23 protein-coding genes and 3 tRNA genes are annotated in these 21984 nt (G+C 68.0%); 13 read left to right on the top strand and 13 right to left on the bottom strand.

Annotated features, from left to right (window positions below):
• The first annotated feature begins 34 nt into the window (after positions 1–34).
• The 6 genes from ABFX50_RS10935 to ABFX50_RS10910 all read left to right on the top strand — a co-directional run bounded on the left by ABFX50_RS10935 (position 35) and on the right by ABFX50_RS10910 (position 3964).
• Complete coding sequence (locus ABFX50_RS10935; RefSeq protein ID WP_346145528.1) at positions 35–391, top strand: hypothetical protein; 357 nt, start codon at positions 35–37, stop codon at positions 389–391.
• 16 nt (positions 392–407) lie between these two features.
• Complete coding sequence (locus ABFX50_RS10930; RefSeq protein WP_346145526.1) at positions 408–830, top strand: hypothetical protein; 423 nt, start codon at positions 408–410, stop codon at positions 828–830.
• On the top strand, positions 827–1126 hold the full coding sequence (locus tag ABFX50_RS10925; protein WP_346145525.1) for a DUF8033 domain-containing protein: 300 nt from the start codon (positions 827–829) through the stop codon (positions 1124–1126). The genes ABFX50_RS10930 and ABFX50_RS10925 overlap by 4 nt, the downstream gene beginning before the upstream one ends.
• 6 nt (positions 1127–1132) lie before the next feature.
• A complete protein-coding gene (locus ABFX50_RS10920; RefSeq protein ID WP_346145523.1) occupies positions 1133–1429 on the top strand; it encodes a hypothetical protein in 297 nt (98 codons plus the stop codon).
• 77 nt (positions 1430–1506) lie between these two features.
• Positions 1507–2541, top strand: a complete 1035-nt coding sequence (locus ABFX50_RS10915) for a DUF4192 domain-containing protein (RefSeq protein WP_346145521.1) — start codon at positions 1507–1509, stop codon at positions 2539–2541.
• Positions 2542–2545: 4 nt separating this feature from the next.
• Positions 2546–3964 (top strand): YifB family Mg chelatase-like AAA ATPase, encoded by a 1419-nt coding sequence (locus ABFX50_RS10910; protein WP_346145519.1) that lies wholly within the window; start codon positions 2546–2548, stop codon positions 3962–3964.
• 128 nt (positions 3965–4092) lie between these two features.
• On the opposite strand, the gene ABFX50_RS10905 is transcribed toward ABFX50_RS10910, so the two are convergent.
• Positions 4093–6159: a Shedu anti-phage system protein SduA domain-containing protein gene (locus ABFX50_RS10905; RefSeq protein ID WP_346145516.1), complete on the bottom strand. Its 2067-nt coding sequence runs from the start codon at positions 6157–6159 to the stop codon at positions 4093–4095.
• Positions 6160–6318: 159 nt separating this feature from the next.
• Between ABFX50_RS10905 and ABFX50_RS10900 the strand changes: the two genes are divergently transcribed.
• The 5 genes from ABFX50_RS10900 to ABFX50_RS10880 all read left to right on the top strand — a co-directional run bounded on the left by ABFX50_RS10900 (position 6319) and on the right by ABFX50_RS10880 (position 8456).
• Positions 6319–6567, top strand: coding sequence for a hypothetical protein (locus ABFX50_RS10900; RefSeq protein ID WP_346145514.1), 249 nt, complete (start codon positions 6319–6321; stop codon positions 6565–6567).
• Between the two features lie 13 nt (positions 6568–6580).
• On the top strand, positions 6581–6718 hold the full coding sequence (locus tag ABFX50_RS10895) for a hypothetical protein (RefSeq protein ID WP_346145512.1): 138 nt from the start codon (positions 6581–6583) through the stop codon (positions 6716–6718).
• Positions 6715–7236: a hypothetical protein gene (locus ABFX50_RS10890; RefSeq protein ID WP_346145511.1), complete on the top strand. Its 522-nt coding sequence runs from the start codon at positions 6715–6717 to the stop codon at positions 7234–7236. The genes ABFX50_RS10895 and ABFX50_RS10890 overlap by 4 nt, the downstream gene beginning before the upstream one ends.
• A 29-nt stretch (positions 7237–7265) precedes the next feature.
• Positions 7266–7778, top strand: coding sequence for a hypothetical protein (locus tag ABFX50_RS10885; RefSeq protein ID WP_346145509.1), 513 nt, complete (start codon positions 7266–7268; stop codon positions 7776–7778).
• Positions 7779–7991: 213 nt separating this feature from the next.
• Complete coding sequence (locus ABFX50_RS10880; RefSeq protein WP_346145508.1) at positions 7992–8456, top strand: ATP-binding protein; 465 nt, start codon at positions 7992–7994, stop codon at positions 8454–8456.
• On the opposite strand, the gene ABFX50_RS10875 is transcribed toward ABFX50_RS10880, so the two are convergent.
• The 8 genes from ABFX50_RS10875 to ABFX50_RS10840 all read right to left on the bottom strand — a co-directional run bounded on the left by ABFX50_RS10875 (position 8449) and on the right by ABFX50_RS10840 (position 14690).
• Positions 8449–8524: transfer RNA gene (locus tag ABFX50_RS10875), tRNA-His, on the bottom strand. The two genes, ABFX50_RS10880 and ABFX50_RS10875, sit on opposite strands and share 8 nt — an antisense overlap.
• 2 nt (positions 8525–8526) lie before the next feature.
• A tRNA-Arg gene (locus ABFX50_RS10870) sits at positions 8527–8599 on the bottom strand.
• Between the two features lie 4 nt (positions 8600–8603).
• A tRNA-Met gene (locus ABFX50_RS10865) sits at positions 8604–8676 on the bottom strand.
• A gap of 146 nt (positions 8677–8822) precedes the next feature.
• Positions 8823–9104, bottom strand: coding sequence for a hypothetical protein (locus ABFX50_RS10860; protein ID WP_346145507.1), 282 nt, complete (start codon positions 9102–9104; stop codon positions 8823–8825).
• Positions 9105–9118: 14 nt separating this feature from the next.
• Positions 9119–10057: an ankyrin repeat domain-containing protein gene (locus ABFX50_RS10855; protein ID WP_346145506.1), complete on the bottom strand. Its 939-nt coding sequence runs from the start codon at positions 10055–10057 to the stop codon at positions 9119–9121.
• 69 nt (positions 10058–10126) lie between these two features.
• Positions 10127–11464, bottom strand: coding sequence for a C40 family peptidase (locus ABFX50_RS10850; protein ID WP_346145504.1), 1338 nt, complete (start codon positions 11462–11464; stop codon positions 10127–10129).
• Positions 11464–12315 carry a replication-relaxation family protein gene (locus ABFX50_RS10845; protein ID WP_346145502.1) on the bottom strand — a complete coding sequence of 284 codons (852 nt, stop codon included), beginning with the start codon at positions 12313–12315 and terminating at the stop codon, positions 11464–11466. The genes ABFX50_RS10850 and ABFX50_RS10845 overlap by 1 nt, the downstream gene beginning before the upstream one ends.
• A complete protein-coding gene (locus ABFX50_RS10840) occupies positions 12312–14690 on the bottom strand; it encodes a type IV secretory system conjugative DNA transfer family protein (RefSeq protein ID WP_346145500.1) in 2379 nt (792 codons plus the stop codon). The genes ABFX50_RS10845 and ABFX50_RS10840 overlap by 4 nt, the downstream gene beginning before the upstream one ends.
• A gap of 32 nt (positions 14691–14722) precedes the next feature.
• On the opposite strand from ABFX50_RS10840, the gene ABFX50_RS10835 reads away from it, so the two are divergent.
• Entirely contained in the window at positions 14723–15334 is a 612-nt protein-coding gene (locus ABFX50_RS10835; protein ID WP_346145498.1) for a nucleotidyltransferase domain-containing protein, read from the top strand.
• 177 nt (positions 15335–15511) lie between these two features.
• Positions 15512–16336: a hypothetical protein gene (locus ABFX50_RS10830; RefSeq protein WP_346145496.1), complete on the top strand. Its 825-nt coding sequence runs from the start codon at positions 15512–15514 to the stop codon at positions 16334–16336.
• Here ABFX50_RS10830 and ABFX50_RS10825 read toward each other — a convergent pair.
• From ABFX50_RS10825 to ABFX50_RS10810, 4 genes are all read right to left on the bottom strand, one after another.
• Positions 16315–18054 (bottom strand): VirB4 family type IV secretion system protein, encoded by a 1740-nt coding sequence (locus ABFX50_RS10825; protein ID WP_346145494.1) that lies wholly within the window; start codon positions 18052–18054, stop codon positions 16315–16317. The genes ABFX50_RS10830 and ABFX50_RS10825 overlap by 22 nt on opposite strands.
• Positions 18051–18980, bottom strand: a complete 930-nt coding sequence (locus ABFX50_RS10820; RefSeq protein ID WP_346145492.1) for a PrgI family protein — start codon at positions 18978–18980, stop codon at positions 18051–18053. The genes ABFX50_RS10825 and ABFX50_RS10820 overlap by 4 nt, the downstream gene beginning before the upstream one ends.
• Positions 18977–20461, bottom strand: coding sequence for a conjugal transfer protein TrbL family protein (locus ABFX50_RS10815; protein WP_346145490.1), 1485 nt, complete (start codon positions 20459–20461; stop codon positions 18977–18979). The genes ABFX50_RS10820 and ABFX50_RS10815 overlap by 4 nt, the downstream gene beginning before the upstream one ends.
• Before the next feature lie 134 nt (positions 20462–20595).
• Positions 20596–21894, bottom strand: a complete 1299-nt coding sequence (locus tag ABFX50_RS10810) for a sigma-70 RNA polymerase sigma factor region 4 domain-containing protein (RefSeq protein ID WP_346145488.1) — start codon at positions 21892–21894, stop codon at positions 20596–20598.
• Positions 21895–21984 lie beyond the last annotated feature (90 nt).

Raw genomic sequence — 21984 nt, 5'->3', positions numbered from 1 at the left:
TATTACGGATATTTCGCCATAAAGGAGGATCGATATGCAGGTCGGAGACTTGGTGGTCTCCGGTGGTGGGCGTGTCATGCGGGTTGCGGCGATCGGCGAGGTATGCGAGGACTGCGCAACGCTGGAGCCTGCCGCCAATCCGGGCACCGATCAGGAGTACTGCCACATTCGAGCGCTGGAGCCCACGCCTACGGGGGCGGACACGATCCGTTGCGGGGGCTGCCTGTGGTTCACCCACCTGTGGACGGACGCCACACACACCAACCGCTGGTCGGGACACCGCATGCGCCTGATCCGGTGCGCCCGCTGCTACGTGGACCTACTCGGTCTGCGTGACATGGAGCTGCACGCCACCAGCTCCACCATCCAGCCCCATCACCTCATCAAATAGCCCGCTGGGAGTGGCGATGAACCATGCCCTTACCCTGCCCGCCGGGTGGATCATCAGCTCGCGCCTGATGCCCGCCTGGCCGATCGATGCCGATCACGTCCTTGAGCTGGAAGCCGCCGAACACACCGGGGACGGCCGGATCCGGTGGCGTTACCGGCTCTCCCGCAAGCGTCGGGTGATCTTCTCGGCGGATGACATCAGCTCCGGCGTCGGCGCGAGGCTGACCACTGAAGAACTGGCCAGCGCCGCGCGGACCGTGCTGGCGTTCCTGACCTTGCAGCCCGGCGACACGGACTCCGATGTGTTCTCGAACTACACCCAGGCTCAGCTCAGATGGCGTGATCGCTGGGCTGAGGAGCTGTCGCTCTATGCCCTGGACGATCGCTGCGGCTACTGCGGATCCGAAGGGCACCCATCGCCCGGATGTGATGCGCGATGAGCCGCGTGGCCACCTACCGTGTGGGGCCTTTGCTGGCCCGCCGTACCCCGTTCACCACGCATGGCGCGCTGTCCGCCGTGCCGTACGCCCGCTCTGAAACGGGACGTCTGCCCATTGATTGGGCGGCGTGCTACCGCGAGGACTCCCCGCGCATCGTGCTCACGGTCCTGTCTTACGCGACGCCGATCGCGTGGGTCCGCGACGACGGGCTCGCCGTGATCCCGAACGTCTTCTACAGCTTCACCAGCCTTCGCCACCAACGGCTTTGCCATGAGTGGCTCAACACAGAGGAGTGATGCGCCATGCGCGTCTACGGGCTGTGGTTCGGCGGCGCCAGCTACACAAACCCCGACGATTCCGATCTTGAGGAGTTCGCGTCCATCACGGACGCTCGAGAGAAGCTGCTCGACCGGTACTGGCGCGGGTGCTGGCAACGCTCCCGCTTCAACTTCGTGGCGCGTACCCCGACCGACACGCTCACCCCGGGCGTCGCCCTGTCGAGCGAGATTTTGCTCTACCGCTCCCGCGACAGCCTGGACTGCCCGGGCTGGCGGTTGAGCTTCGGGCCCCGAGGTGGAGCCCGCCTCGAACGACTCTGAACCACCCGAACCGCGCGCCGTACGGGCCGCTCCCTCCGTGCGGCGCGCTCCTCTCTTCCCAACACCGGAGGTTGATCATGTCCAGCGAGACGACCATGCAGCTCAGCGACCCGGCCGATTTCCTCGCGGCTGTGCCGTACCTGCTGGGCTTCCACCCATCCAACTCCGTCGTGGCCATGGCCTTCGACGACGGACCTACCCGCCTGATCGGCGTACTCCGCTTCGACCTTCCCGAACGGTCACCCGACCTGGTCAGCCTGGTCATCCAACTGCGTGGCATGCTGGCCCGCAACGGCTGCCGCCGGGTGCTCCTGATCGGGTACGGCCCCGGCGCGCTGGTCACGCCCGTCGTCGACGGCGTCACCGGCACGCTGGACGGCATCGGACTCATGGACGCGCTGCGCGTCGAGGACGGCCGCTACTGGTCCTACACCTGCCCAGACCCGGAATGCTGCCCACCCGAGGGCATGCCGTACGCGATCACCGAAAGCGCGGTCGCAGTCGGCGCGGTGCTCGCCGGACTGGTGGCCCGGCCCGACCGGGAGACGTTCGTCCGCACACTCGCGCCGATCAGCGGCACCGACCGGGAGGAGATTACCGCCGCCACCCGGCAAGCGTGCGCGCACGCCCGCGACCTGCTGGGCACCGCGAACGGCTCCTACTGGTACCAGGAAGGGCTGGACCGCGTCACCGAAGCATTCGAGGCAGAGCGGCTCACCGCCGATCAGGTGGCGTGGCTCGGTGTGCTGCTGACCGGGCTGTTCGTCCGCGACGGCGCGATGACATTCATCGGACGCTACGACGACGACACCCACATCCGGATTTGGTCGGACCTGGCCCGCCGGGTCGATCCGGCGTTCGCCGCCGCTCCCGCCGCGCTGCTGGCGTTCGTCGCCTACCGCTCCGGAAACGGCACTCTCGCGCAGATCGCCGTAGAGCGGTCGCTCGGAGCCGACTCGGAGTACCGGCTCGCGCTGCTGATCCGATGCGCGGTAGAGCACGGCGTGTCGGCCGCGCGTGAGATGGACTGCGCGGGCATGGCCGACGGCATCGCGGCCAAGGTGGCCGAGTTCCCGCACCTTGCCTGCCCGGTCATTCCGGAAGGGTGGTGACGTCGTGGGATACGCCCGTGCCCGGTCCGTCGTCGTGGACGGCGTGACCGGGCGGCTGGTCACCGTGGAAGCCGAAATCTCCCCCGGACTGTCGACGGTCTTCGGCTCACGCGAGCAGTGCGACCGGGTACGCGCTGCCATCCTCAACAGTGGTTATGCCTGGCCGGACGCCCGCATCACATTGCCAGCAGAGGCGTCGGGGTCGATGACCGACCTCGCGGTCGCGGTCGCGCTGCTGACCGCTGCCGGGCACCTTCCGGCGGAACGGCTTGATGGTGTGGTGCTGCTGGGAGAGCTCGGACTTGACGGTCGGCTCCGCCCGGTGCGCGGCATCCTGCCCGCCGTGTCAGCCGCCGCCACGAACACGGTGATCGTGCCCGCCGGGTGCGCGGATGAAGCCGCCGCACCCGGCGCTGTGGTGGTCCCAGCGGTACGGCTGAGCGAGGTGGTCGAACGCCTGGCAAACGACTCCCTGGCACGGCACACGCGTCCGGCGGAACGCGCGGTATCTCTGCTGGACCTGGCCGACGTTCCCGGCAACCACCATGCGCGGTTCGCGCTGGAGGTGGGCGCGGCCGGTGGGCATCACCTGTTCCTGGTCGGCCACGGCCCGGCGCTAATGCTCGCCGAACGGCTGCCTGGCATCCTGCCGCCGCTGGACGACGCCGCAGCACTGGAAGTCGAGACGGTGTATTCGGTGGCCGGGCAGTACGACGGTGCACCGGGGCGCACGCCGCCGATGTCGGCGCCGCACCACACGACCACGCTGGCTGGGATCACCGGCAACCTGCATCGGCCCGGGGCTCTGTCCCTCGCCCATCGCGGTGTCCTGCATCTGCATGAAGCCCCCGAATTCAACCGGCAGATCCTGGACGCACTGCCGGGACCGATGGAGACCGGCGAGGTGCGGCTCTTCCGGCGTGAGCGGCTTGTGCACTACCCGGCGCGCTTTCAGCTCGTGTTGTCGGCCGTGCCCTGCCCGTGTGTGCGGGACTGCACGTGCACGGCGATGGTACGGCGGCGTTATCTGGAACGGCTCGCGCGGCCGTTGCAGCATGTGGAGTTGCGCGCCCGGCTGGAGCGCGGTTCATGGGCCGTCGGACCGGGCGAGTCGAGCGCGGTGGTGGTCGCGCGGGTGCGTGAGGCTCGCGAACGCGCTGCCGTACGGCTGGCCGGAACGCCCTGGAGGGTCAACGCCGAGGTGCCCGTACGATCCCTGCGCCGCTACCTCCCGGCAGCCGCTGAGGTGATCGCGCTGCTGGACAGTCCCGTGAACACCGGGCTGATCACCCCGGTGACCTTTCCGCAGTTGGTCCGAGTCAGCTGGACGCTCGCCGATCTGCGGGGCGCGTCACACCCGGCGAAGGAGGACGCCGCGCGGGCCCTGGAGCTGTGGCAAGGAGCGCGCGATGCGTCCCGGTGACCGGGTCCTGGTACGCCCGTACTTGGCCCTGGCAAGATTTCCGTGAAGCCGGGATGTGCCCCCGTGCGCCGGTGACGTTCCGTCACGGGCAGCGGCAGTGTCGGCGAGCGCCCTGACAGCGGTCCGCCTCAGTGATCCTCGACGATGAAACAGGCCCGCTCGTAGAGTTCGTCGAACGTGATTACCTCGACGTCCTGGATGGATGTCCGATACAGCTCGAAGGAGCTCATCTTCTCCGGGTTCACGGCGCCGTTGTGGGTGAACTCGCGCAGGCTCCCGATCACCACGACCTGTCGCGGGCGGGTGGTGGATAGTTCGGTGTCTGTCGGGGTGCCGTCTTCCTCGTAGATCCGGGTGAGGAACTGGCTGGAGATGAGCTGTTGGGCCTTGCTGGCCGTCTTTTGCACCTGCGCCACACCCCCGCCGAGTTCCTTGGATGCCTGATAGACGCCCGCGCGGTACGGGGTCTTGGAGAGCAGTTCGGTGTCGTGGGTCTTGATCTCGCAGAAGAGCATGCTGCTGATCAGGCCCTTGGATCGCATGATGGCGTCGATGCGTTTCCCGGCTCCGCCGAAGATGTTGGCGCCGGTGGTGATGCGTTCCAGTTTGCCGTCGTTGATGGATTCGCAGGCGATGAGGTTGAGGCCGTAGCCGAATATCCACTGGTTCGCCTCGAAGAAGGCCTGCCAGACCGCCTCCGCCCCGCGTGTCGTTGCCAGACTCTCCTCCTGCCGGAAGTAGTCCGGATCGGTCAGCAGTCGCTCGAACCTCTGGAGCTGTTCCTTGCGGTTGCTGATCAGCCGGATGTCCTCCTCTGTGAGCCCGCCGCCGATGGCTGTCCTGACCGCACCGAGAACCGTCGTCCGGTCCTGGCCGGTCAGCAGCTGGGCCAGTTGGGCCTCGTCGCCGGCCACGAGCTGCAGGGAACTGCCGGGAGTGCTCAGGCCGGTGCAGCCCTGGAGGAAGTTGATGACCTTCCAGAAGTTCTCGTGGACGTCCCCGGTGTCGACGAGCGCCTTGACGGCCCGGGTGGTCCCGGTCTCAGGCACTGTCTGCGTGGCGGAGACTTCCCCAGCCTTCTTGTCCTTCTTCCAGAGCTTGATCCTCGGCGTGAAGGTGTCGCCCTTCTTGATGATGGTGACGCTGCACAAGGTCGCTACCTGCGGCCGGTCGTCGAGGACGAAGTCGGTGATCATCCGGCGTACGCGGGTGTCGTAGAGGTAGTGGAACCCGCCGCTGTCCTGCGAACCACGGATTTCTAGGTCGGTGAAGTCCCTGCGGGTGACATCGAACTCGGTGGTGGAGAAGGGGAGTCGGAAGCCTAGAACGATGGGGGCAGCGGGCGCTGCGGCTTGGGTCCGCCAGTCCGGTGGGATGTTGGGCAGCGGCCGGGTGTCGCCTTCGACCACAAGGTCCTGGACGTCGATGCGCCCGAGCTGGATGAGCACGGACTGCAACGTCCGCCAGATCACCTCCTTCGCCCCCGGGGTGCAGGTGGGCAGAAGTTCGCGCTCCACCGTCAGGACCGCCTCGTAGGTGTCAGCCGTCCAACCGTCACCAGGTATGGGATGGAAGAAGCCGCCATCACGGCGGAGGGTCAGGACCGCGGTGCGGAGCAGGTCGCGTGGAGTCTCCTCGCCAGCGCAGTCCAGGAGACTGAAAGCCTGGCCGAGGACCAGGTCGAGCTTGCCCGTGTCCTCGTCCTCCAGCGGCAGCGGGATCAACGGGCCTCGAAGCGGAAGTCGTACCGGCTTATACAGGGGGCGACCCGAGAGGAACTCGTGCGGACGGAGACCCCATCCGTCTGGCGCCAGCAGCAAGTTCAGTTCCTCGACGTGCTTTGTAGCCTCCTCGACGTCGGCCGCCACTTCAGGATGGACCATCCGTGCCAGAAAGGTGAGCAGTACCTCGTCCGGTCCGTGGGAGAGCTCCAAGCGGGAGTCCTCGAAGATCCAGTCGTCGGGCAGGTCTTCGTTGTTGAACCGGTGCTGCTGGATATCGGCGCGGACAGTCGGAAGCTGGCTGTTGCCGACTGGAGGTCGGTCCAGGTCGTAGAGGCCCTCCAGGAACGCGACTTCGTCCATTTTGCCCCACCAGGGGCGCGATATCCCGCGCAGGTACGTGAAGATGTCACGTCGTGTCACCGCCGTGATTGTCGGCGGCTCGTTCGCCCTGGCGGGATCGGCGGAAGTCATGCGTCCAGGATGGACGGTTCGGCAGTAGGGCGCCGGACAATTGAGACTTCACCTTGTCGAACACGTTGCTACCCACACTCGCTCCACCCGCACCGCCTCCAGGTGTGGGGACACAATCCGTACGAAGTCGTCACACACCCGACGAGGGTCCCGCTACCGGTGACGGAGCGTTACCGGCGCACGGTGGCGCATCACGGCTTCACGAAAATCTTGCCAGGGCCCCGTACTTCCACATCCCGGTACGGCCGTATCTGGCTGAACCGTTCCGCTCGCGTACCCGTATCGGGCACGGTCACCGAGAGCACCGCCAGCGGCTGGCTGCGTGTGGAGCCGGACGACTGCCGTTTCCGGGTGCCGTGGGAGCACCAGACCCAAATCTTCCATCCCGCCGAGGTCTATCTCTTCTGAAGGAGCGTGTCTGATGGTCGACTTCGACGATCTGGCGGTGAAGATCGCCGCGCTGCTGGACGGCGTCTGCCAGGGGGGCTGCGGCGCGGATCGCGCAAGCCCTACGAGATCAGGAAATGTCGGCATCCATGCCTATGATCTCGGCTCATGACAGACGCCAACGCTCAGATCCTCTCCCTTGACTTGCGGGTGTCCTACCGGCAGGCATACCTCGTCGACGACACCGATGATGCCGAATGCCCGGGGATGGTGGACGACCATCCGGATCACCCGGTCGGGATCCTCCGGGTGGAGGAGGGGAGCGCCTTCCTGGTCACGGGCACGCACACCGGGACGGTCCGGTTCGATGTCGCGGTGGCTGAGTCCGAGCCTGCCCCCGATCGGGACGGGCACGAGGACATCGTGGAGATCAGTATTGAGTCAAAGTCCGGGAGCTTCACCTTGCACGAGTGGGGTGGCGAAGCACATGAGATTCCGGCACTGGCCGCAGGGCCTGGTTGGTACCGTCTGCGCTACCACGCTGCCGGGATGGACGACGGGCCTGACGGTGTCGCGGAAGGGCTCGCGCCCGATCGGTACCTGTTGCAGATCTGGCCTGCGCCAGAATCGGATCCGGTCGTGGTCAAGAGCGCGAGCGGCACGCATCAGCACTGGATGACCGCCGGATAGCGGCATCGGAGCCCGAGGAGAGGGGCGAGATGAACGCGGAGACGGCGGACTTGCTCTTCGACGTGGTCAGACGGTTGGAGCAGAGCATCGTGGCGCGCGACTGCCCGGCGATCGTGGCCATCGAAGGTGCGCGCAAGTTGGTGCTCAGTGACTACGACTATCTTCGCGATCGGGAAACGGCTGTCGCGTTCGAGAGCCGGGCTGCGGCCAAGGGCAGGGAGATAGGGGCGGATCGGTGGGTGCTGGCCGTACCTCAGGTGTGGTTCTTCGAGCCGCCGAGCACGGTCAGCGTCCGGGCGGTGTCGAACCATCCGCTTCGCGAGGGCGAGCAGGAAGCGATCACCTGGATGAGCTTCGACCGGGACGACGGGGTCGACTACGGCCGTGTTGCCTACGCTCGCCGTCCGAGTGGCGAGCCGATCTTCGAGGAGCCTGAGATCTTCGAGGTCGGGATTCGGCCCAGGGCTGAAGCGCCCGGGTACACCCTGCTTCAGGCATCGCTTCGCGATGGGGAGCCGACCCCCGGGGGAGTCGGCTCCTAACCTGTCCCAACTTGCCTTTAACAGAAGAAAAGGTGGAGACGGTCAGCTTCGATTCTATCGGCGGGGTGCCGCGTCCGGCCGATGGCTCCGCCAGGAATCTCAGGTGTGCGCGTATGCGCCGTGTTCTGCGCTGACATCAATTGTCACCCTCCGCTGATCCGCGCCCAGACCTCTACTTGGGTACGGACTCGATTCAGCGAGGTGAACACGGGTATGGCCGACACAATCTTGGCGACGGACCCTTCGCAGCTCCGGCAGGGGACGGTCTGGTTGCTCCGCGACGACGCCCAGGCCGTCAGCGAGGCGCGTGCCCTCGTCCGGGGCGTGCTCAACGAGATCGATCTCCGACGGGGCCTCGTCGAGGATGCAGCCCTCATGGTCAGCGAACTGGTCACCAACGCCATCGTGCACGGCCGTGCGCCGTACGAGCTGGTGGTGCGCGTGGATCGGATGGAGGTCGTCTGCATGGTGATCGATGCCAGTGAAGACGTTCCGACGCCATGCGCCTCCGACATGCAGGCTGAGCATGGCCGGGGCTGCGGATCGTGGCTGAGCTGTCCGGCGGTCGGTGCGGCTGGTTCCCTCAGCGGTACGCCGCCCAGTCTGGGCTGGCGGGAAAGGCGGCCTGGTTCGCGCTGCCTCGCCCTACGGCGGAGTCGTCGTGAACTGGTGGGGTGACCGGCGGGACTCGAACCCGCTTGCACCAGGATCACAACCTGGCCCTGGTCCGCTTCGGGATCGGTCACAGTGTCTCTGGCTGGATTCGAACCAGCGTCCTCCTGCTCCGCAAGCAGGCGCGCTCTCCACTGCGCCACAGAGACCCGGTAGCGGGTGCGGGAATCGAACCCGCCCATCACGGCTTATGAAACCGTCGAGCACCCCAGCGCCCTCACCCGCCCAGAAACGACGAAAGCCGCCTCGGAACACCCGAGACGGCTCACCTTGATCGATGTCAGGCGTGAGCCTCCCGGGGCATGCGCATACGGCGCGGCATGTGGTGATGGCGTCGCATGGCTTCCTCCCGGTCAGGTGCGGCTGGCGTGGTTATGAGGATGCCTTGTGTGGGTGACCTGGCGCAACGGGATTTCCGGTGAGCTTTTCCAACCGGTCGGCCACCGCGTCGACGGGTATGCGGGTGTCGATCTCGGCTGGGGCGGTGGCGCGCAGGAGCGGTTCCACCTCGCGCAGGTCGTCCAGGATGGCGGCGCGTTCCTCTGGGCGCTTGCCGTACGGATTGGTGGTCCTGGCCTCGACGCGGCCCAGGATCACCTCGGCGGGCGCGCCTGCTCCAACTTGCCCTTGGCAGAAGAAGTTGGAGAAGGTCACAGCAATGCTCCGGCTCAGTCGGGCACTCGTACCCAGATGTCGGCCGGACCGACGATGGCCCGGTTGTCGGTCAAGCGCAGGCCCGCGCCATTGGCGCAGTAGGCCAGTGCTTCACCTTGGTAGAGGTACTCGCGGAGGATCTCCTCCGTCGGCTGGCCGTGAAACGCATTGCCGCCACCGGGATGGGTATCCGACTCGACTAGGACACCGTTGATCGCCACGCTGCCCTGGTTACCGCTCTTCGGGTTGGCGTACATGCCGTAGCAGACGGTGCCCACTGACAGCTGAGCGCTGTGCGAGTTGGCCCCGAACCCCCACGGCTGGGTGATGACACACCCGCCGGGGACGTTGGTGATCCCAACAACCGACTCACCGTCGTCTTCGGCAGACCAGGGGTCTTCCATAAGTTCTTGGACCTGGGCCTCGTCAACTGGCGTGGCGTTCAGGCGTTGTGCAGCGTCGGCCGCGTTCATGCCTGACACGCATTCGATGCTCAGGCCGTCGTAGTCGAAGTCTCCCAACGCGTTGATCAGACGCTGCGCCTCTGCCACGGCGGCGGTTTCGGGCTCGGACAGCCCGATCTCTCCGGGTGGCGAGCCGAATAGCTCCGGTGCAGGGCCGGCCAGGTTGAGCCGACCCGGTGACCATCCGCCCATTCCCGGATGCCACGGGTCGGCTCCTGCCGAAACGAGGACTCGGACGTTGTCGAGCTTTTTCATGAAGACCGCTACCCACAAGGCGGTACGACCCTCATGCTCGGCGTCAACATCAGCACCACGTCTGATCAATTCCGTGATGACCGCCGGCGATCCCCATTCGGCCACATTGTGAAGTGGCGGCACGTCGCCGTCGAGGCCCGAGTTCGGGGCGGCACCTCCGTCGAGACGCGCACGGACCTGGTCGAGGTCGTTCCACGAAAACCCGTACATGCCGGACCAGCCGTAGGGGGACATGGCACTCCTTAAGATCGGGACAGGTGCGTCATAATGGCGGACAAGGCCGACATTTTGTCGATCGGGCGATTAGTTGGGGCGGATGGCGGTCGAATATCCGTTCCTGTCAATGGAATCGACACGGACGACTGCGCCGGTGTGTGGGGCGTTGACCATCTCCTTGTTGTTGATGGCCAGGCCTACGTGGTCGGGGCCAGGGATGCCCGAGTTGGTCTCGTAGAAGACGAGGTCGCCGGCCTTCACCTGGGACCGAGGGATGTGGGAGCCGGACTTCACTTGCTCGTACGTGGTGCCGCCGATGCCGAGCCCGGCTTTGGCCCAGGCGTATTCAGTCAGTCCGGAGCAGTCGAAGCCCTTGGTGCTCGCGCCGCGGCCGATGCCGTAGGAAGGACCGGACGGGCCGCCGCCTCCCCATGAGTATTTGACTCCCCGCTGGTCGAGTGCTGCGGTGACGGCCTTCAGTGCGCGGCCGGTGATTGTGGCGACGTCTCTGACGATCTCGCCAGGGAGGTCCTTGGTCTTGGTGGCGAGGGCGGACAGCTTGGCGCACAGCTTCTTGGTGAGGCTGGTCACGAGCTGCTCGGCCTGGTGTTTGTGGTCGCCGGAGTCGAGCCCTTCGCCTTCCGCCTGCGGCGCGGCACGGCGGAGGGTGGCGGCGAGGTCGTCGACGACGGCTTCGCGAGGGATGCCTAGCGAGGCGGCGGCTTCGATGCTGTCGCTGATCGTTGCCCGGTCGTGGGACGTCAGCCTCGGAGGGTCATCGCCGGTGATGGGTCTGCCGTCCTTCGGAGAGGTGGGGCGGGACGTGCTGCTGGCCTCTGGGGTCATGGTGAGAGCAGCGACGATCTTCTCGGCGTGAGGTTCGTGCTTGGCATAGGCGTCGGGGAAGGCTGATCGTTGTACGGCTTGCGCGGCCTCGGTGAGTGGCCGTGTGTCCCACTTCCCTACCTTGATGAGCCGCTTGTAGAAGGTGCGGGCGGCGTAGTTGGGATCGGTGACCTGGGCGTGGGTGCCCCAGCCGTGCTGGGGGTGCTGCTGGAAGATGCCGTGGGCCTGGCCGTTGTCGCCGACCACACCGTCTTTGAGGTCGGATTCCTGCAGGGCGGTGGCGATACCGATGACTGCGGCCCGGCGGGGCAGGTTCAGATCGGTGGCGACGTCGACGATCGCCTGGGCGTTGGCGGCTTGCTCGCGGGACAGGCCGACCTTGCTGACGATCTTGGGCTGGTGATCCCGCCGTACGGTCCCATCAGGGACGTAGGAGCAGACTGCGGCGGCGCGCTGGTCGGGCTGAGCGGAGACGGCAGCATGCTGGGCGCCGCCTGTCATGCCGGCCAGGAGCGCGATGCCGGAGACCATGCCGCCTCCGGCGGCGATGAGTTTGGCGAGGCCGAGTTCGGCGATCATCAGGTGTTCGCCTCCGATCGGCCGAGGTGGGGCCAGTGCTGGGCGAGCTGGGCCAGGCGGAGACGTGGGCCGGTGGAGTCGAGTGGGAGCCAGATCCGGCCTGCCGGGCCGTCGTCGAGGAGGGCGGAGCGGGAGGCGGTGGCGACGGGGGCGAGGTCGGTCTGGAGCCGGGCGCGGAGGTTGGCTTCGCGGCGGTCGCTGTGGACGTAGAACAGGACCGGGGTGACGATCGTGGTGCTCAGCGAGAGCCGCGCGTAGTCGTGGAGCTTGGCGGCGACCTTGTCGAGCGTTTCGGTGCCGGTGTCGTATTCGAGGAAGAAGTCCAGCGTTTGGTCGTCTTCGGTCCAGCGGCCGTAGCCGTCGGGGCGGGCGGCTTCGCCCCACATGGCGGTACAGCGGTGTTCGGGCCACCACTTGAGCAGCTGGGCATTGTCGTGCCGCCGGTCGTGCCAGGCGAGCTCGGAGTAGAAGGTGTTGACGCCGACGTGGTGGCCGAGGCGCTGGTTGTGGGCGATGCCGAGGATGCGGTCGCGGCGGTAGCCGAAGTTGGCGTAGTCGATGCCGTCCTCGGAGGCCAGGACTGTTGCTCCGGCGGCACCGAGGACGTAGTGGTAGTGGATGGCACCGCAGCCGATCGGCTGGTGGGGGCGGAAGCGCTCAAGTACGCCCATATGCGTGAGGATGAGCAGGCGCTTGCGGGTGGCGGCGTCGCTGTCGAAGTACAGCCTCTCCAGATGGCGGGAGGTCAGCACCCGGTGGGTCCAGACGGCGCGCAGGATCCTGCGGTCACGTGGCGTGAGCCGTACCGCCAAAGAAGCGAGTACGGCGGCGGTGAAGCGGGCTTGGGTCATAGGAGTTCTCCTTCGGTGTCGAGCCGGGGGTCTTCCGGCTTGGGGGTGTGCGGTACGGCGCGGCGGCCGTGTCTTTGTGCGGCGGCGGCCCGGATCTGCCGGGCGACGTCTGGATCGGGTTCCGGTAGGGGCCGGGTGCGAAGGGTGAAGGTGGGGGCTTCGGCGCTCTTCACGACCAGGCGGGTTGCGGCTTGGAAGGCGTCAAGGTTGGCCAGGTCGTGCGCGGTGAGGTGCGGGGTGAAGTGGTGTTCGACCTCGCGGGCGTCGCTGGGCGAGAGCGAGAAGTAGATCTTGTTACGGGCGTCGGAGGAGACCGCGTGGCGCAGCTCTCGTGGAAGCTGGGCCAGGTGCTGGTGGGCCAGGACGAGGGACATGCGGTAGGCGCGAGCCTCGGCGAGCATGTCGCTCAGAGCGTGCGGCAGGGTGAGGAAGTTGTGGCACTCGTCTACGTAGAGGGCGGCGTGTCCGCGTGAGCGGCCGAGCTTCGCGCGGCGCGCGGCGGCCTGCCAGACCTGAGCCAGGATGACCGAGCCGAGCAAGCGGGCGGTGTCGTCGCCAAGCACGCCCTTGGGGAGCCGGACGAGCAGGATGCCACCGTCGAGGACCTCGTCCAGGTCGAAGGTGGAGGTGGCCGAGCCGAGGATGTCGCGGACGAACGGGCGCAGCAGGAACGCGCGCAGCTTGTTCATGATTGGCGCGGTCACGGTGGCCTGGGAAGCTTCGGGGAGCGTGTCGTACCAGCTCCAGAAGCTGCGCAGGATCGGATCGCGGATGTCGGCGATCAGGCGGTTGCGGTGAATCGGGTCGGTGAGCAGGGTGGGGATGTCGGCGAGAGTGCCACCCGCGCGGGCGAGGGTCAGGGCGCAGCCGCGCAGGATGTCGTCGGTGCGGGGTCCCCAGTAGTCGGCGTAGATCTTGTGGAAGATGCCGACGAGGTTGTCGACGGTCATGTCCACGTCGCCGCCACCGAGGGCGTTGAGCGACGGCTTCTCGTGTCGGTCGTCGGGGTCGATCAGGACGACCTTGTTCGCCTTGTCGGGCGGGATGAGGCCGAGCAGGTCGCGGACCAGGTCGCCCTTGGCTTCGATGACGACGGTGCCGCGTCCGGCGTCGATATCAGAAAGGATCATCTGGGCCAGCAGGGTGGATTTGCCCGTGCCGTTGGGGCCGAGGACGTGCACGTGGTGGCAGGAATCGGCCACCCGGAGGGCTACAGGTCGGGCAGGACCCGCGTCGGACAGGCCGAGGACCTTGCCGGTTCGGCTGATGGCTGGTGAAGGCGAGACCGTGTTGGCTCCGGCGCGGATCAGGCCGGGAACGGCCGCGTCGAGCGGCAGGTGGGCCAGCGCGACCAGCTCGGGGACGGACAGGAGGAATCCGCGGCTCAGGCGTCGTGTGGCCAGGCGGTGGGCCGGAAGCCGGAGGCGGTGGCGTTCGAGCCGGTTGTGGCCGGAGAACAGGGCGAACGCGGAGGCCAGGGCGTGGGCGCGGCCTTTGAGCGCGTGCTGCCGGACTGCGGCGGCGTGCTTGTCGGCTCTGGGATCACCGAATCGGGGGTGATCGGCTTGTACGGCGTAGCGGATCGTGACCTCGTAGCGCGGGTGGTGGGCCTTGTCGCGGATCGCGCGGGCCTCCGCGGACTCCTCCAGCTGCGTCGCTCGATCTTGACTGGTGAAGTTGCGGGGGTTCTGCGAGCTTGGGCCGATGAGGTCGAGGACGGCTCGCGTCAGCCGTACCAAAGGGCCGTTGGCGAAGGAGAGGCGGTGGCCGGTGGCGGGGCGGGCCAGGATCTGGACGGCGGCGTGCTGCCAGGTCGGCATACCGACGGTCGCGCCGATAAGGGCGCGGAGCGGGTCGGTGCGGTGGTCGTGATTGAGGGGGAGGCGTTCGTCTCTGGCCAGGGTGAACTGGCCGCCGATCGTCTCGCCGGTGCATGGGACGGGGGTGCCGGGAGCGGCGACAGTGGTGCGGGCGGCGGGCCAGGCGGCTTCGATGGCGTGCTCGACCAGGCGCTGCGGGAAGACACCGGGAACCCACAGGCGGAGGCGGACTCCGTCTGCGCTGAAGAGGTATTCGAAGGCCAGATGGGGCTGGCCGAACAGGACCCGCTTCCAAGCGGGCCGGAGCAGGCCGATCAGGTTGCCCCATAGGGCTTCTGCGCCTGGCAGGTCGGCGACGGGTGGGGCGAGGATCTCGATGCAGCGGGCGTTCCGGGCCAGGTGGGCGTGGCGCAGCCGCATCAGGAGCAGCTGGGCCAGGACGAGGGAGAGCTCGGTGCCGATCAGCCAGGCCGCGAGCTGCCAGGCGTGTGCGAGGAGCCAGGCGGTCAGGCTGTCCAGGAAGGCATCAGGGTTCTCCAGAAAGTCGTAGATCACCGCTCTGCACCGCCATCCGGGAAGATGGCGAGATGCCGAGAACCGAGACACCGTGGGGTCCGTGGGAGCCGTTGCCGCTGGGCGAGGTTGTCGCCCTGTTCCAAGGACTTGAGGTGCCGTGGTGGGTGAGCGGTGGGTACGCGATCGAGCTGGCCGTCGGCCGTGTTTATCGCGAGCACGGAGACGTCGACATCTCGCTGCTGCGCCGAGACCAGATGGAAGCGCGGCGCCTGCTGCAACGCTGGGACTGCCACGTGGCCGATCCGCCGGGCACGCTGCGGCCGTGGGCGGTTGACGAGGTGCTGCCGGAGCACGCGCATGACATCTGGGTGCGCGAGCACGCCGAGGGGCCGTGGCGGTTCCAGCTGATGCTGGACGAGACCGATGGCGAGGAGTGGATCTACCGGCGTGATGCCCGGATCCGCCGTCCGCTCGCTTCCCTGGGCGTCGCCTCCGGTAAGGGGTTCCTGCGGTTGTCTCCCGAGGTGCAGCTGCTGTACAAGTCCAAAGGGCTGCGTCCCAAAGATGAACTCGACTTCACCGAGGTGCTGCCGGTCTTGACCGGTCCTCAGCGGCTGTGGCTGGATCAGATGCTGGCACTCGAGTACGGCACGCACCCATGGCGCGATCGGCTGCGCAGGTAGAGGACGGTGATGCGGACCCGGATCGTGTGGGAATGCCAGTCCTGCGGATCGGCTGATGTGCAGGTCACCCTGCCCCCACGGCTGACAGCGTTGGGGCGGTGGCTGAAGCACGGCGGGCCTTCGCGGCGCGGCGAGGGAGTCTGCCGCGCGTGCGGGGCGGAGGTCAGCCCTGGGGTGATGTTCGGCTTCGACGGGCCGTTGCCCTGGTGGCGCAGGGCGGCGCGGATCCCGGTCGGAGTCCTGAAGGTGCTGCATCGCAGGCGAGGCATCACGCCGACGCCGATCGCCTACCTGCTGCCCGCGCTGGCGGCCACCATGGTCGGACTGGTCGCTCAGTGGCTGTGGGGCTGGAGCTGGTGGCTGTTCCCGCTGACGGTGGTGGCCGGGTTGTGGCTGCTGTACCTGTCCAGCGAGTTCCGGCGCCAGTGGGCGTCCCGCCCGCTGCGGCACGAGCTGCTGGACGTGATCGCGCCGGGCGGGAGCGTCCGCCGGCATCAGGAAGAGGAAGAGCTGGCGTTCCGGACGGCGCCGTTCCCGCTGTACGGCCTGCCGCCCGCCTGGCCGGGGCAGCGCTGGACGGCGGAACGGTCCGAGAGCTGGAGCGCGGGGGAGCCGGCGCGGCTGGAGCTCGTCCTGGGGCACGGCCACCCAGAGGACGGCCCGCAACTGACCGTCGCAGTGACCGATCAGCCCAGTGACGCTTTTCAGGTACGGCAGGCGGTCGAGGAACTGTGGGAAGTCACGCGGCGAGATGGTGGTGAACAACCCGACCCGGCATGGGCTCAGGTGACGATCCTCATCGATGGTGAGCAGCAGACCTTCGCCTATCTGGCCGATGGTCTGGCCTGGCTGGCGCGGGCAGAACTGCCGGATGACACGGTTACGGTCCGAGGGCGTGAATGGCCGGTGGAGACTGTCGAGCTCGTCCGCGTTCAGGCATTGGAGCCCTACTTCGCCGGCAGGCAGCAGCTGGACGCGGCTCACAGGTCGGCCTCCTCGTAGTCGAGGAGCTCCTGTGGGCTGCTGGTCGCCACGGCGGTGTGCTCCCAGGGGCTGCTGATCACCTGGAAGGCGACGCGTTGCTGGCCGGCGGCGAGCAGGCCCATGCCGCGTTCGGCCGAGAGCAGGAGCTGGCGTTCGCCGTCGGACAGGCGGAAGGCGTCAGAGACCTTGTCGATGGCCTGGGGTGCCTGTTTGAGCAGGATCTGGGTGGTGGAGTTGGCGATGACGGCCTGGCCCATGTCGGAGCCGAGCAGGTCGGCGGCGTCCTGGGTGATCACGCTGAGTCCGGCCCAGTGCTTGCGGGCGGCTTTGGCCATGCGCAGCAGGAACTTGGCGCCCTCGGGGTCCTTCATCAGCAGCCAGGCCTCGTCGACCACTATGAGGCGGGGCTTTCTCTCCTGGGGGTTGCTGACGCGTCGCCAGACGGTGTCCAAGGTCAGCAGGGTGCCGACGGCTTTGAGCTCGTCGGGCAGGTCGCGCAGGGAGAAGACGATGAGGTGGGAGTCGGGGCGGGTGGTGGTGGGGCCGTCGAAGAGCTGGCGGTGGCTTCCGGTGACGTACGGCGCGAGCCCGGCGGCCAGGTCCTTGCCCTGCGGGTCGTCGGCGAGAACCTTGGCGAGGTCGCGGAGCGCAGGCGGGCGGCGCTTCCAGGTGCGGGGCTCGCTGGTGATCCCGGCCTGCTTGTAGGTGGTGAGGATGGCCCTGTCGAGTACGGCTTTAGCCGCGTTGTTGAGGGGTTCGCCGAGCATGACCGCGATCAGGGTGTGGAGGAACAGGGCGCGGCGGGTGAGCGGGTCGTCGCCGGGCTTGGACCTGGGCGGCAGGTCGAAAGGGTTGAGCCGGACGCCGGAGGCTCCCAGGTGGAGGTAAGCGCCGCCGACCGCTGAGGCGAGGCGGGCGTATTCGTCTTCGGGGTCGATGACGGCGACTTCGACTCCGGCGTACAGGGAGCGGAGGGCTTCGAGCTTGGCGAGGTAGGACTTGCCGGCGCCGCTGCTGGCCAGGATGACGGAGTTGTGGTTGGGCTGCTCGAAGCGATCCCAGGCGACCAGCGAGGCGGACGACAGGTTCGCGCCGTACAGGACCGCGGTGGGGCCCAGTTCGGCAGTGAGATCCGGCGAAGTGAACGGAAAGGCGGCGGCGAGGGCGGGGGTGTCGAAGGTGCGGCGCATGGCCAGGTTGTCGTAGGCCAGCGGGAGCGAGGAGATCCAGCCCTGGAGCTGGCGGTAGGTGACCTGGCGGGCGTCCAGCAAGAGGGAGGCGGCCAGGGCGCGGACCTGGGCGCAGGCGTCGTCGAGCTCGGTGGCTGACGTGGCGTGGACGGTGAGGTAGATCGAGGCGCGGAACAGCTTGGCCTGCCCGCGGGCGATCCGAGAGGCGAGATCCTGGGCGTCCTCGGCGGCTGCTTCGGTGCCGGGGTCGAGGAGGCGTCCGTGCTGGTGGTCGTTGCGGAGGCCGGATTCTAGGCGGGCGAGCTGCTTGCGGAGCCGCTCGGAGGCGATCAGTGATGGCACGGGCTCGATGTGGACGGACACGTCGAGGCGTCCGGGGTAGGTGAGCAGGGGTTCGAGCCAGCCGGGGCTGACCTCGCGGGGGAAGCCGGTGATCGCGAGGGTGGCGCAGACGCTTCCGGCGACCTGGAGGCGGCGAGGTTCGACTTCGATCGCATCGGGCCCGAATCCGCCGACGGCGGGAGCCGTACGTTTCCAGAGTTTCACCAGTTGCCTCCGATCACGTCGCCCGGGAGCGCGAAGTCGTCGCCGAGCGGTGGGGCGGTGGGGTCGAAGCAGGCGAGCAGGAGGCCGGTGACGGCCGTCTGGTCGAGGAGCTTGATGGTCAGGCCGCAGGCGCCGAGTACGCGGGAGGCCTCGTCCAGTCGGCGCAGGGCGCGGGAGGCAGCGGCTGTGCGGCCCTGGGAGCCGACGATTGGCTCACGGATGATGAGCAGGACCTGACGGCGGAGCAGGTCGTGGCGGGCGGACAGGTCGGTCAGGAAGGCGGCGTGTTCGCGGGCGGCGTGGGAGAGGGCCGGGTGCGGAAGCTGGGGTGCGCTGCGGTGCAGGTCGGCGATGGCCTCGGAGAGGTTGACGCGTTCGGCGCGGACCAGGATCTGGATCGGGCCGGACAGCGAGTTGAGGCAGCGGCCGAACACGGCCACCAGGGAGTCCTGCTCCTCAGGGGTGCGTAGGGCGAAGCTGACGGTGGAGACCTCGGCGACGGCGGCAACGCCGTCCGGTCCGAGGTCGATCAACCCGTCCGGGCCGATGCCCTTGGCGGGCAGGCGAAGCGGGGCGGGGAGCGGTCCGGGCGAGGCGTTGACCCAGGCGGGAATCTCTGGGATCTCCTCAGAGGCGGATACCAGTTGCCTTGGGGCGTGGCGGTGGCGCAAGGCGAAGAGCAGGTACTGGTCCAGGGGGATGCCGTCGTGCTGGACGATCGCCAGCAGGATGCCGAGCACACCGATCGGCAGGGCGAAGGCGGCGAACGCCCACAGCGGGATCCGCTCGCCGAAGCCGAGGTAGGCGCCGTAGAGCAGAGCACCGGTGGCGCCGAGGATCAGCACCTGGCGAGCGGTGAACGAAGCGATGATCTTGTCGGGGGCTTCCACGTTGGCGGGGATACGTACTGCGTCAGTCCAGGTCATCGCCCGTCACCTCCTCGGGGTCTGCGGGTACGGCGGCGCGGTGGCGTCTTCTTCGGGGTTCCGGAGCTCTCCGGCCACTCGGGGGTGCCGGGGATGGGTGCGTTCGGCGCGACGATCGGGCGTGCCGCAGGGCGCGAGGGCGGCGGGGGATCGATGGCTCGGCGCTGGGAGGCGGCGCGCAGGCTCTGCATCTGGCCGAGCCCGGCAGGTCCGGCGGCGTAGAAGTTCTCGCGTGGCCTGCCGTACACAGGGGTGGTGGCAGGTGTGGGACTCTGCGGCCGCGGGGTCGGCTTGTACTTGCCGGCGATGGCAGGGGCGGTCGGCGCGTGCTTGACCGGTGCGGGCTCCCAGTCCTCCGCTCGTACCGGTCGGCGGGCGCCGACTGGGGCGTGCTTGGCAGGGCCGGGTCCGCCCATGGCAGCGGCGGCAGCCGTACCGGCGGAGGCGGCACCAGTCAGCGCGGTGGCGGCAGCCGTACCGGCAGGGCCTCCGGCGAGGGCGGGCAGTACCTTGCCCGCGACCGACTTGAGAGCGGTGGATGGGGCCGCTCCGGTGGTAGCCGGCTTGCCGCCTCCTCTGCCTCCTCTGCCGAGGTTCAGGGCGCGCAGGACGGGCGCGGTCAGTTTGTAGGTGACGGCGTACTTGAGGATCCGGCCGATCGTCGAGCCCCGGCCGGGGAGGAAGACGGCTCTGGAGATCCAGCCGGGGATGCGGACCAGGATGACCAGCAGGCAGAGGGCGAGTAGCAGGTTGTACAGCTGCCCGACCGGGTGCAGTCCGGCTGTCTCGCGGCCGTCCTGGTTGAAGAAGATCCGCACTGCGGTGACGAGGGTGAGGGATTGGGCGACCTGGATGAGCAGCAGCCCGGAGAAGGCACGCCACCACAACCGGGTCAGGCCGTCGGTCTGCGGCAGCGCCAGGCAGGCCAGCGCGAGCGGGGCGGCGATCACCAGCAGGGTCGTCATCGCGACGCGGAAGACGAACGTGATGAGCAGCAGCACCAGCAGGACGACCGCGACCAGGGCGAGCAGGATGTAGAAGATCTCGCTGTTGGCGGGTGGCACGATCATGAAGCGGATCGCGGTGGTGGCCCGCTTGGCGTCGAATCCCTGGCCCAGCAGAGCGGTGGAGACGCCGTTGGCCAGGTCGATCAGCTGGGTGGCGAGGAAGAAACTGAAGTTGGCCGCGCCGAACGCGACCGCGAGCCGTGGCGCGATCTCCTTGAAGGCGTGCCGGGTCTGGACAGACTCGTGGCCCATCACCAGAATCCCGGCGAGTACGACCAGCAGGGCGAATGCGCCGTTGGCGATCGCGGCAGTGGCCTGCCACAGGTCCTGGACGCGGTCCTGGGTGGCGACGCTCGGGGTGGACAGCAAGGTGGAGGCCAGCAGCTCCAGCAGCGGCTTCATGGCCAGGCCGACGAGGTTGGCGAACCAGGCGTTGATCTGGCCGGTGATCCAGCCGCCGATGCCGACGTTCACACCGGTGCTTGGCTGCGGCGGCCACGGCAACTGATCTGGCAAGGGCGTGGGTGTTGGAGTGGGTTCTGCCGCTGCGGCAGGGGTGGCAAGAGCGAGGGTCACGATTGCCGCGACGGACAGGAGCTTCAGGGGTGTCATCCGCCTACCACCCGCTTGAGCACGCTGACGAACAGCGGGGCGAGGATGGCGAGCGCATAGCCGAAGGCGGCGGCCTTGAGTGCGCCCTTGGCCTTCTGGACTTCGCCGGGGTCGCCGCCTGCCACGAGGTAGCGGAGGCCGCCGATGGTGAGCATCAGTGTGGCCAGGGTGGCGAGCAGGCCGATCAGCCAGTTCCGGAGGTTGTCGAAGACCCTGCCGAGATCACTCGGTACGGCAAGCACTCGAGGGGTCTCGGCGAGTACGGCAGTCGCGATGGTGGCAACGACGGCGGCAGCAATGAGCACCACCGCTGCCACCCGGCAGAACCGCCGCCTCCACCGGTAGGGGTCCTTGTCCTCGGGGGGCGGGCTTCCGGTGTTCTTGCCATTCAGCTGCAGGGCCGGAGCGTCTTGAGGTCGCCGTCGGTTGGTGCTCCGCGTGGAGCCGGGGGTGGTGCCCCGGCCTCCCTTCGGGATGTCGAGCTCGGATGGGGTATCTGAGGAATCCCGGCTCCACGCGGAAATCTGGTCCTCTACCTCTCTAGTGCAGGCGGAGGTGATCGTTAGGGACAGCCCGGCGGTGACCTCTCCGGCCTCGACCGCCGCACACAGCGCCGGCTCAGCTCGTTGCCGCCGCTTCTTGGCCGCCTCCTCAGTCATTCCGAGTTCGGCTGCCGCGTCGGCGATCGTGCGCTCCTCCAACCGGGTGCGGCCGATCAGCTCGGCGTCGAGCTCGCTGACCACGCCCTTGGTGACCGCATCGAACAGCACGAAGTCCGGGTGACCCCACGGTGGCTTCGGCGGCACCGAGACGGTGACCGGCAGCGGCCTTCCGGCAGTGGATTCGGCCAGCTTGCGTACCCGCTCCCCGGCTCGGCGGGCTTCGTTGCACAGCCGAGGCCTGACGTTCGGCGCTTCGATGTCGGCGGCGCGGACGGCTTCGATGAAGCGGGCCAGGACCTCGTTGTCGACGTCTTCGGGGTCGCCAGCAAGGTAGCCGCTGGTGATGCGCCCGGCGATGCCGCGCAACGCGGGCAGCGCCATCCCGACCGCGCCGACCAGCCACATCGGCCCGAGCAGACGGGCGCGTTGCACCAATTCGCGCCAGACGGCGTCTCGCGTGGCATCGCTGATGCTGCGGCGGGTCAGCATGCCGCGCAGCTCGGTGAGCGGGATGTACCGCTGCGGCAGCTCGGGGGCGAGCGCGGCGCCGTCCAGGGTCAGTCCGTACGGCTCGCCAGCGACGAGCTGGAAGATGTGCTCGGCGGCGTCCAGGGGTGAACGGTGATTTTCCATCGGAAGGCTCCAAAGGCGCGATGAATTTCCTTTCTCGCCTCCGGTATAGAAAGCCCTTCAGGCAAATCGCTGGCACCTCCGCTGGCACCT

Origin of the sequence: Nonomuraea recticatena, assembly GCF_039533245.1 — a bacterium.
Taxonomy (GTDB): Bacteria; Actinomycetota; Actinomycetes; order Streptosporangiales; family Streptosporangiaceae; genus Nonomuraea; species Nonomuraea roseola.
This window is presented reverse-complemented; position numbering and strand designations above follow the sequence as displayed.

Excerpts from the sequence above, each read along its gene's own strand:
- ABFX50_RS10890 (WP_346145511.1), top strand. The coding sequence starts at position 6,715 with ATGACAGACGCCAACGCTCAGATCCTCTCCCTTGACTTGCGGGTGTCC.
- ABFX50_RS10835 (WP_346145498.1), top strand. The coding sequence starts at position 14,723 with ATGCCGAGAACCGAGACACCGTGGGGTCCGTGGGAGCCGTTGCCGCTG.
- ABFX50_RS10885 (WP_346145509.1), top strand. The coding sequence starts at position 7,266 with ATGAACGCGGAGACGGCGGACTTGCTCTTCGACGTGGTCAGACGGTTG.
- ABFX50_RS10845 (WP_346145502.1), bottom strand. The coding sequence starts at position 12,315 with ATGACCCAAGCCCGCTTCACCGCCGCCGTACTCGCTTCTTTGGCGGTA.
- ABFX50_RS10915 (WP_346145521.1), top strand. The coding sequence starts at position 1,507 with ATGTCCAGCGAGACGACCATGCAGCTCAGCGACCCGGCCGATTTCCTC.
- ABFX50_RS10820 (WP_346145492.1), bottom strand. The coding sequence starts at position 18,980 with ATGACCTGGACTGACGCAGTACGTATCCCCGCCAACGTGGAAGCCCCC.
- ABFX50_RS10895 (WP_346145512.1), top strand. The coding sequence starts at position 6,581 with ATGGTCGACTTCGACGATCTGGCGGTGAAGATCGCCGCGCTGCTGGAC.
- ABFX50_RS10830 (WP_346145496.1), top strand. The coding sequence starts at position 15,512 with ATGTTCGGCTTCGACGGGCCGTTGCCCTGGTGGCGCAGGGCGGCGCGG.
- ABFX50_RS10880 (WP_346145508.1), top strand. The coding sequence starts at position 7,992 with ATGGCCGACACAATCTTGGCGACGGACCCTTCGCAGCTCCGGCAGGGG.
- ABFX50_RS10905 (WP_346145516.1), bottom strand. The coding sequence starts at position 6,159 with ATGACTTCCGCCGATCCCGCCAGGGCGAACGAGCCGCCGACAATCACG.
- ABFX50_RS10930 (WP_346145526.1), top strand. The coding sequence starts at position 408 with ATGAACCATGCCCTTACCCTGCCCGCCGGGTGGATCATCAGCTCGCGC.
- ABFX50_RS10850 (WP_346145504.1), bottom strand. The coding sequence starts at position 11,464 with ATGATCGCCGAACTCGGCCTCGCCAAACTCATCGCCGCCGGAGGCGGC.
- ABFX50_RS10925 (WP_346145525.1), top strand. The coding sequence starts at position 827 with ATGAGCCGCGTGGCCACCTACCGTGTGGGGCCTTTGCTGGCCCGCCGT.
- ABFX50_RS10855 (WP_346145506.1), bottom strand. The coding sequence starts at position 10,057 with ATGTCCCCCTACGGCTGGTCCGGCATGTACGGGTTTTCGTGGAACGAC.
- ABFX50_RS10935 (WP_346145528.1), top strand. The coding sequence starts at position 35 with ATGCAGGTCGGAGACTTGGTGGTCTCCGGTGGTGGGCGTGTCATGCGG.
- ABFX50_RS10810 (WP_346145488.1), bottom strand. The coding sequence starts at position 21,894 with ATGGAAAATCACCGTTCACCCCTGGACGCCGCCGAGCACATCTTCCAG.
- ABFX50_RS10920 (WP_346145523.1), top strand. The coding sequence starts at position 1,133 with ATGCGCGTCTACGGGCTGTGGTTCGGCGGCGCCAGCTACACAAACCCC.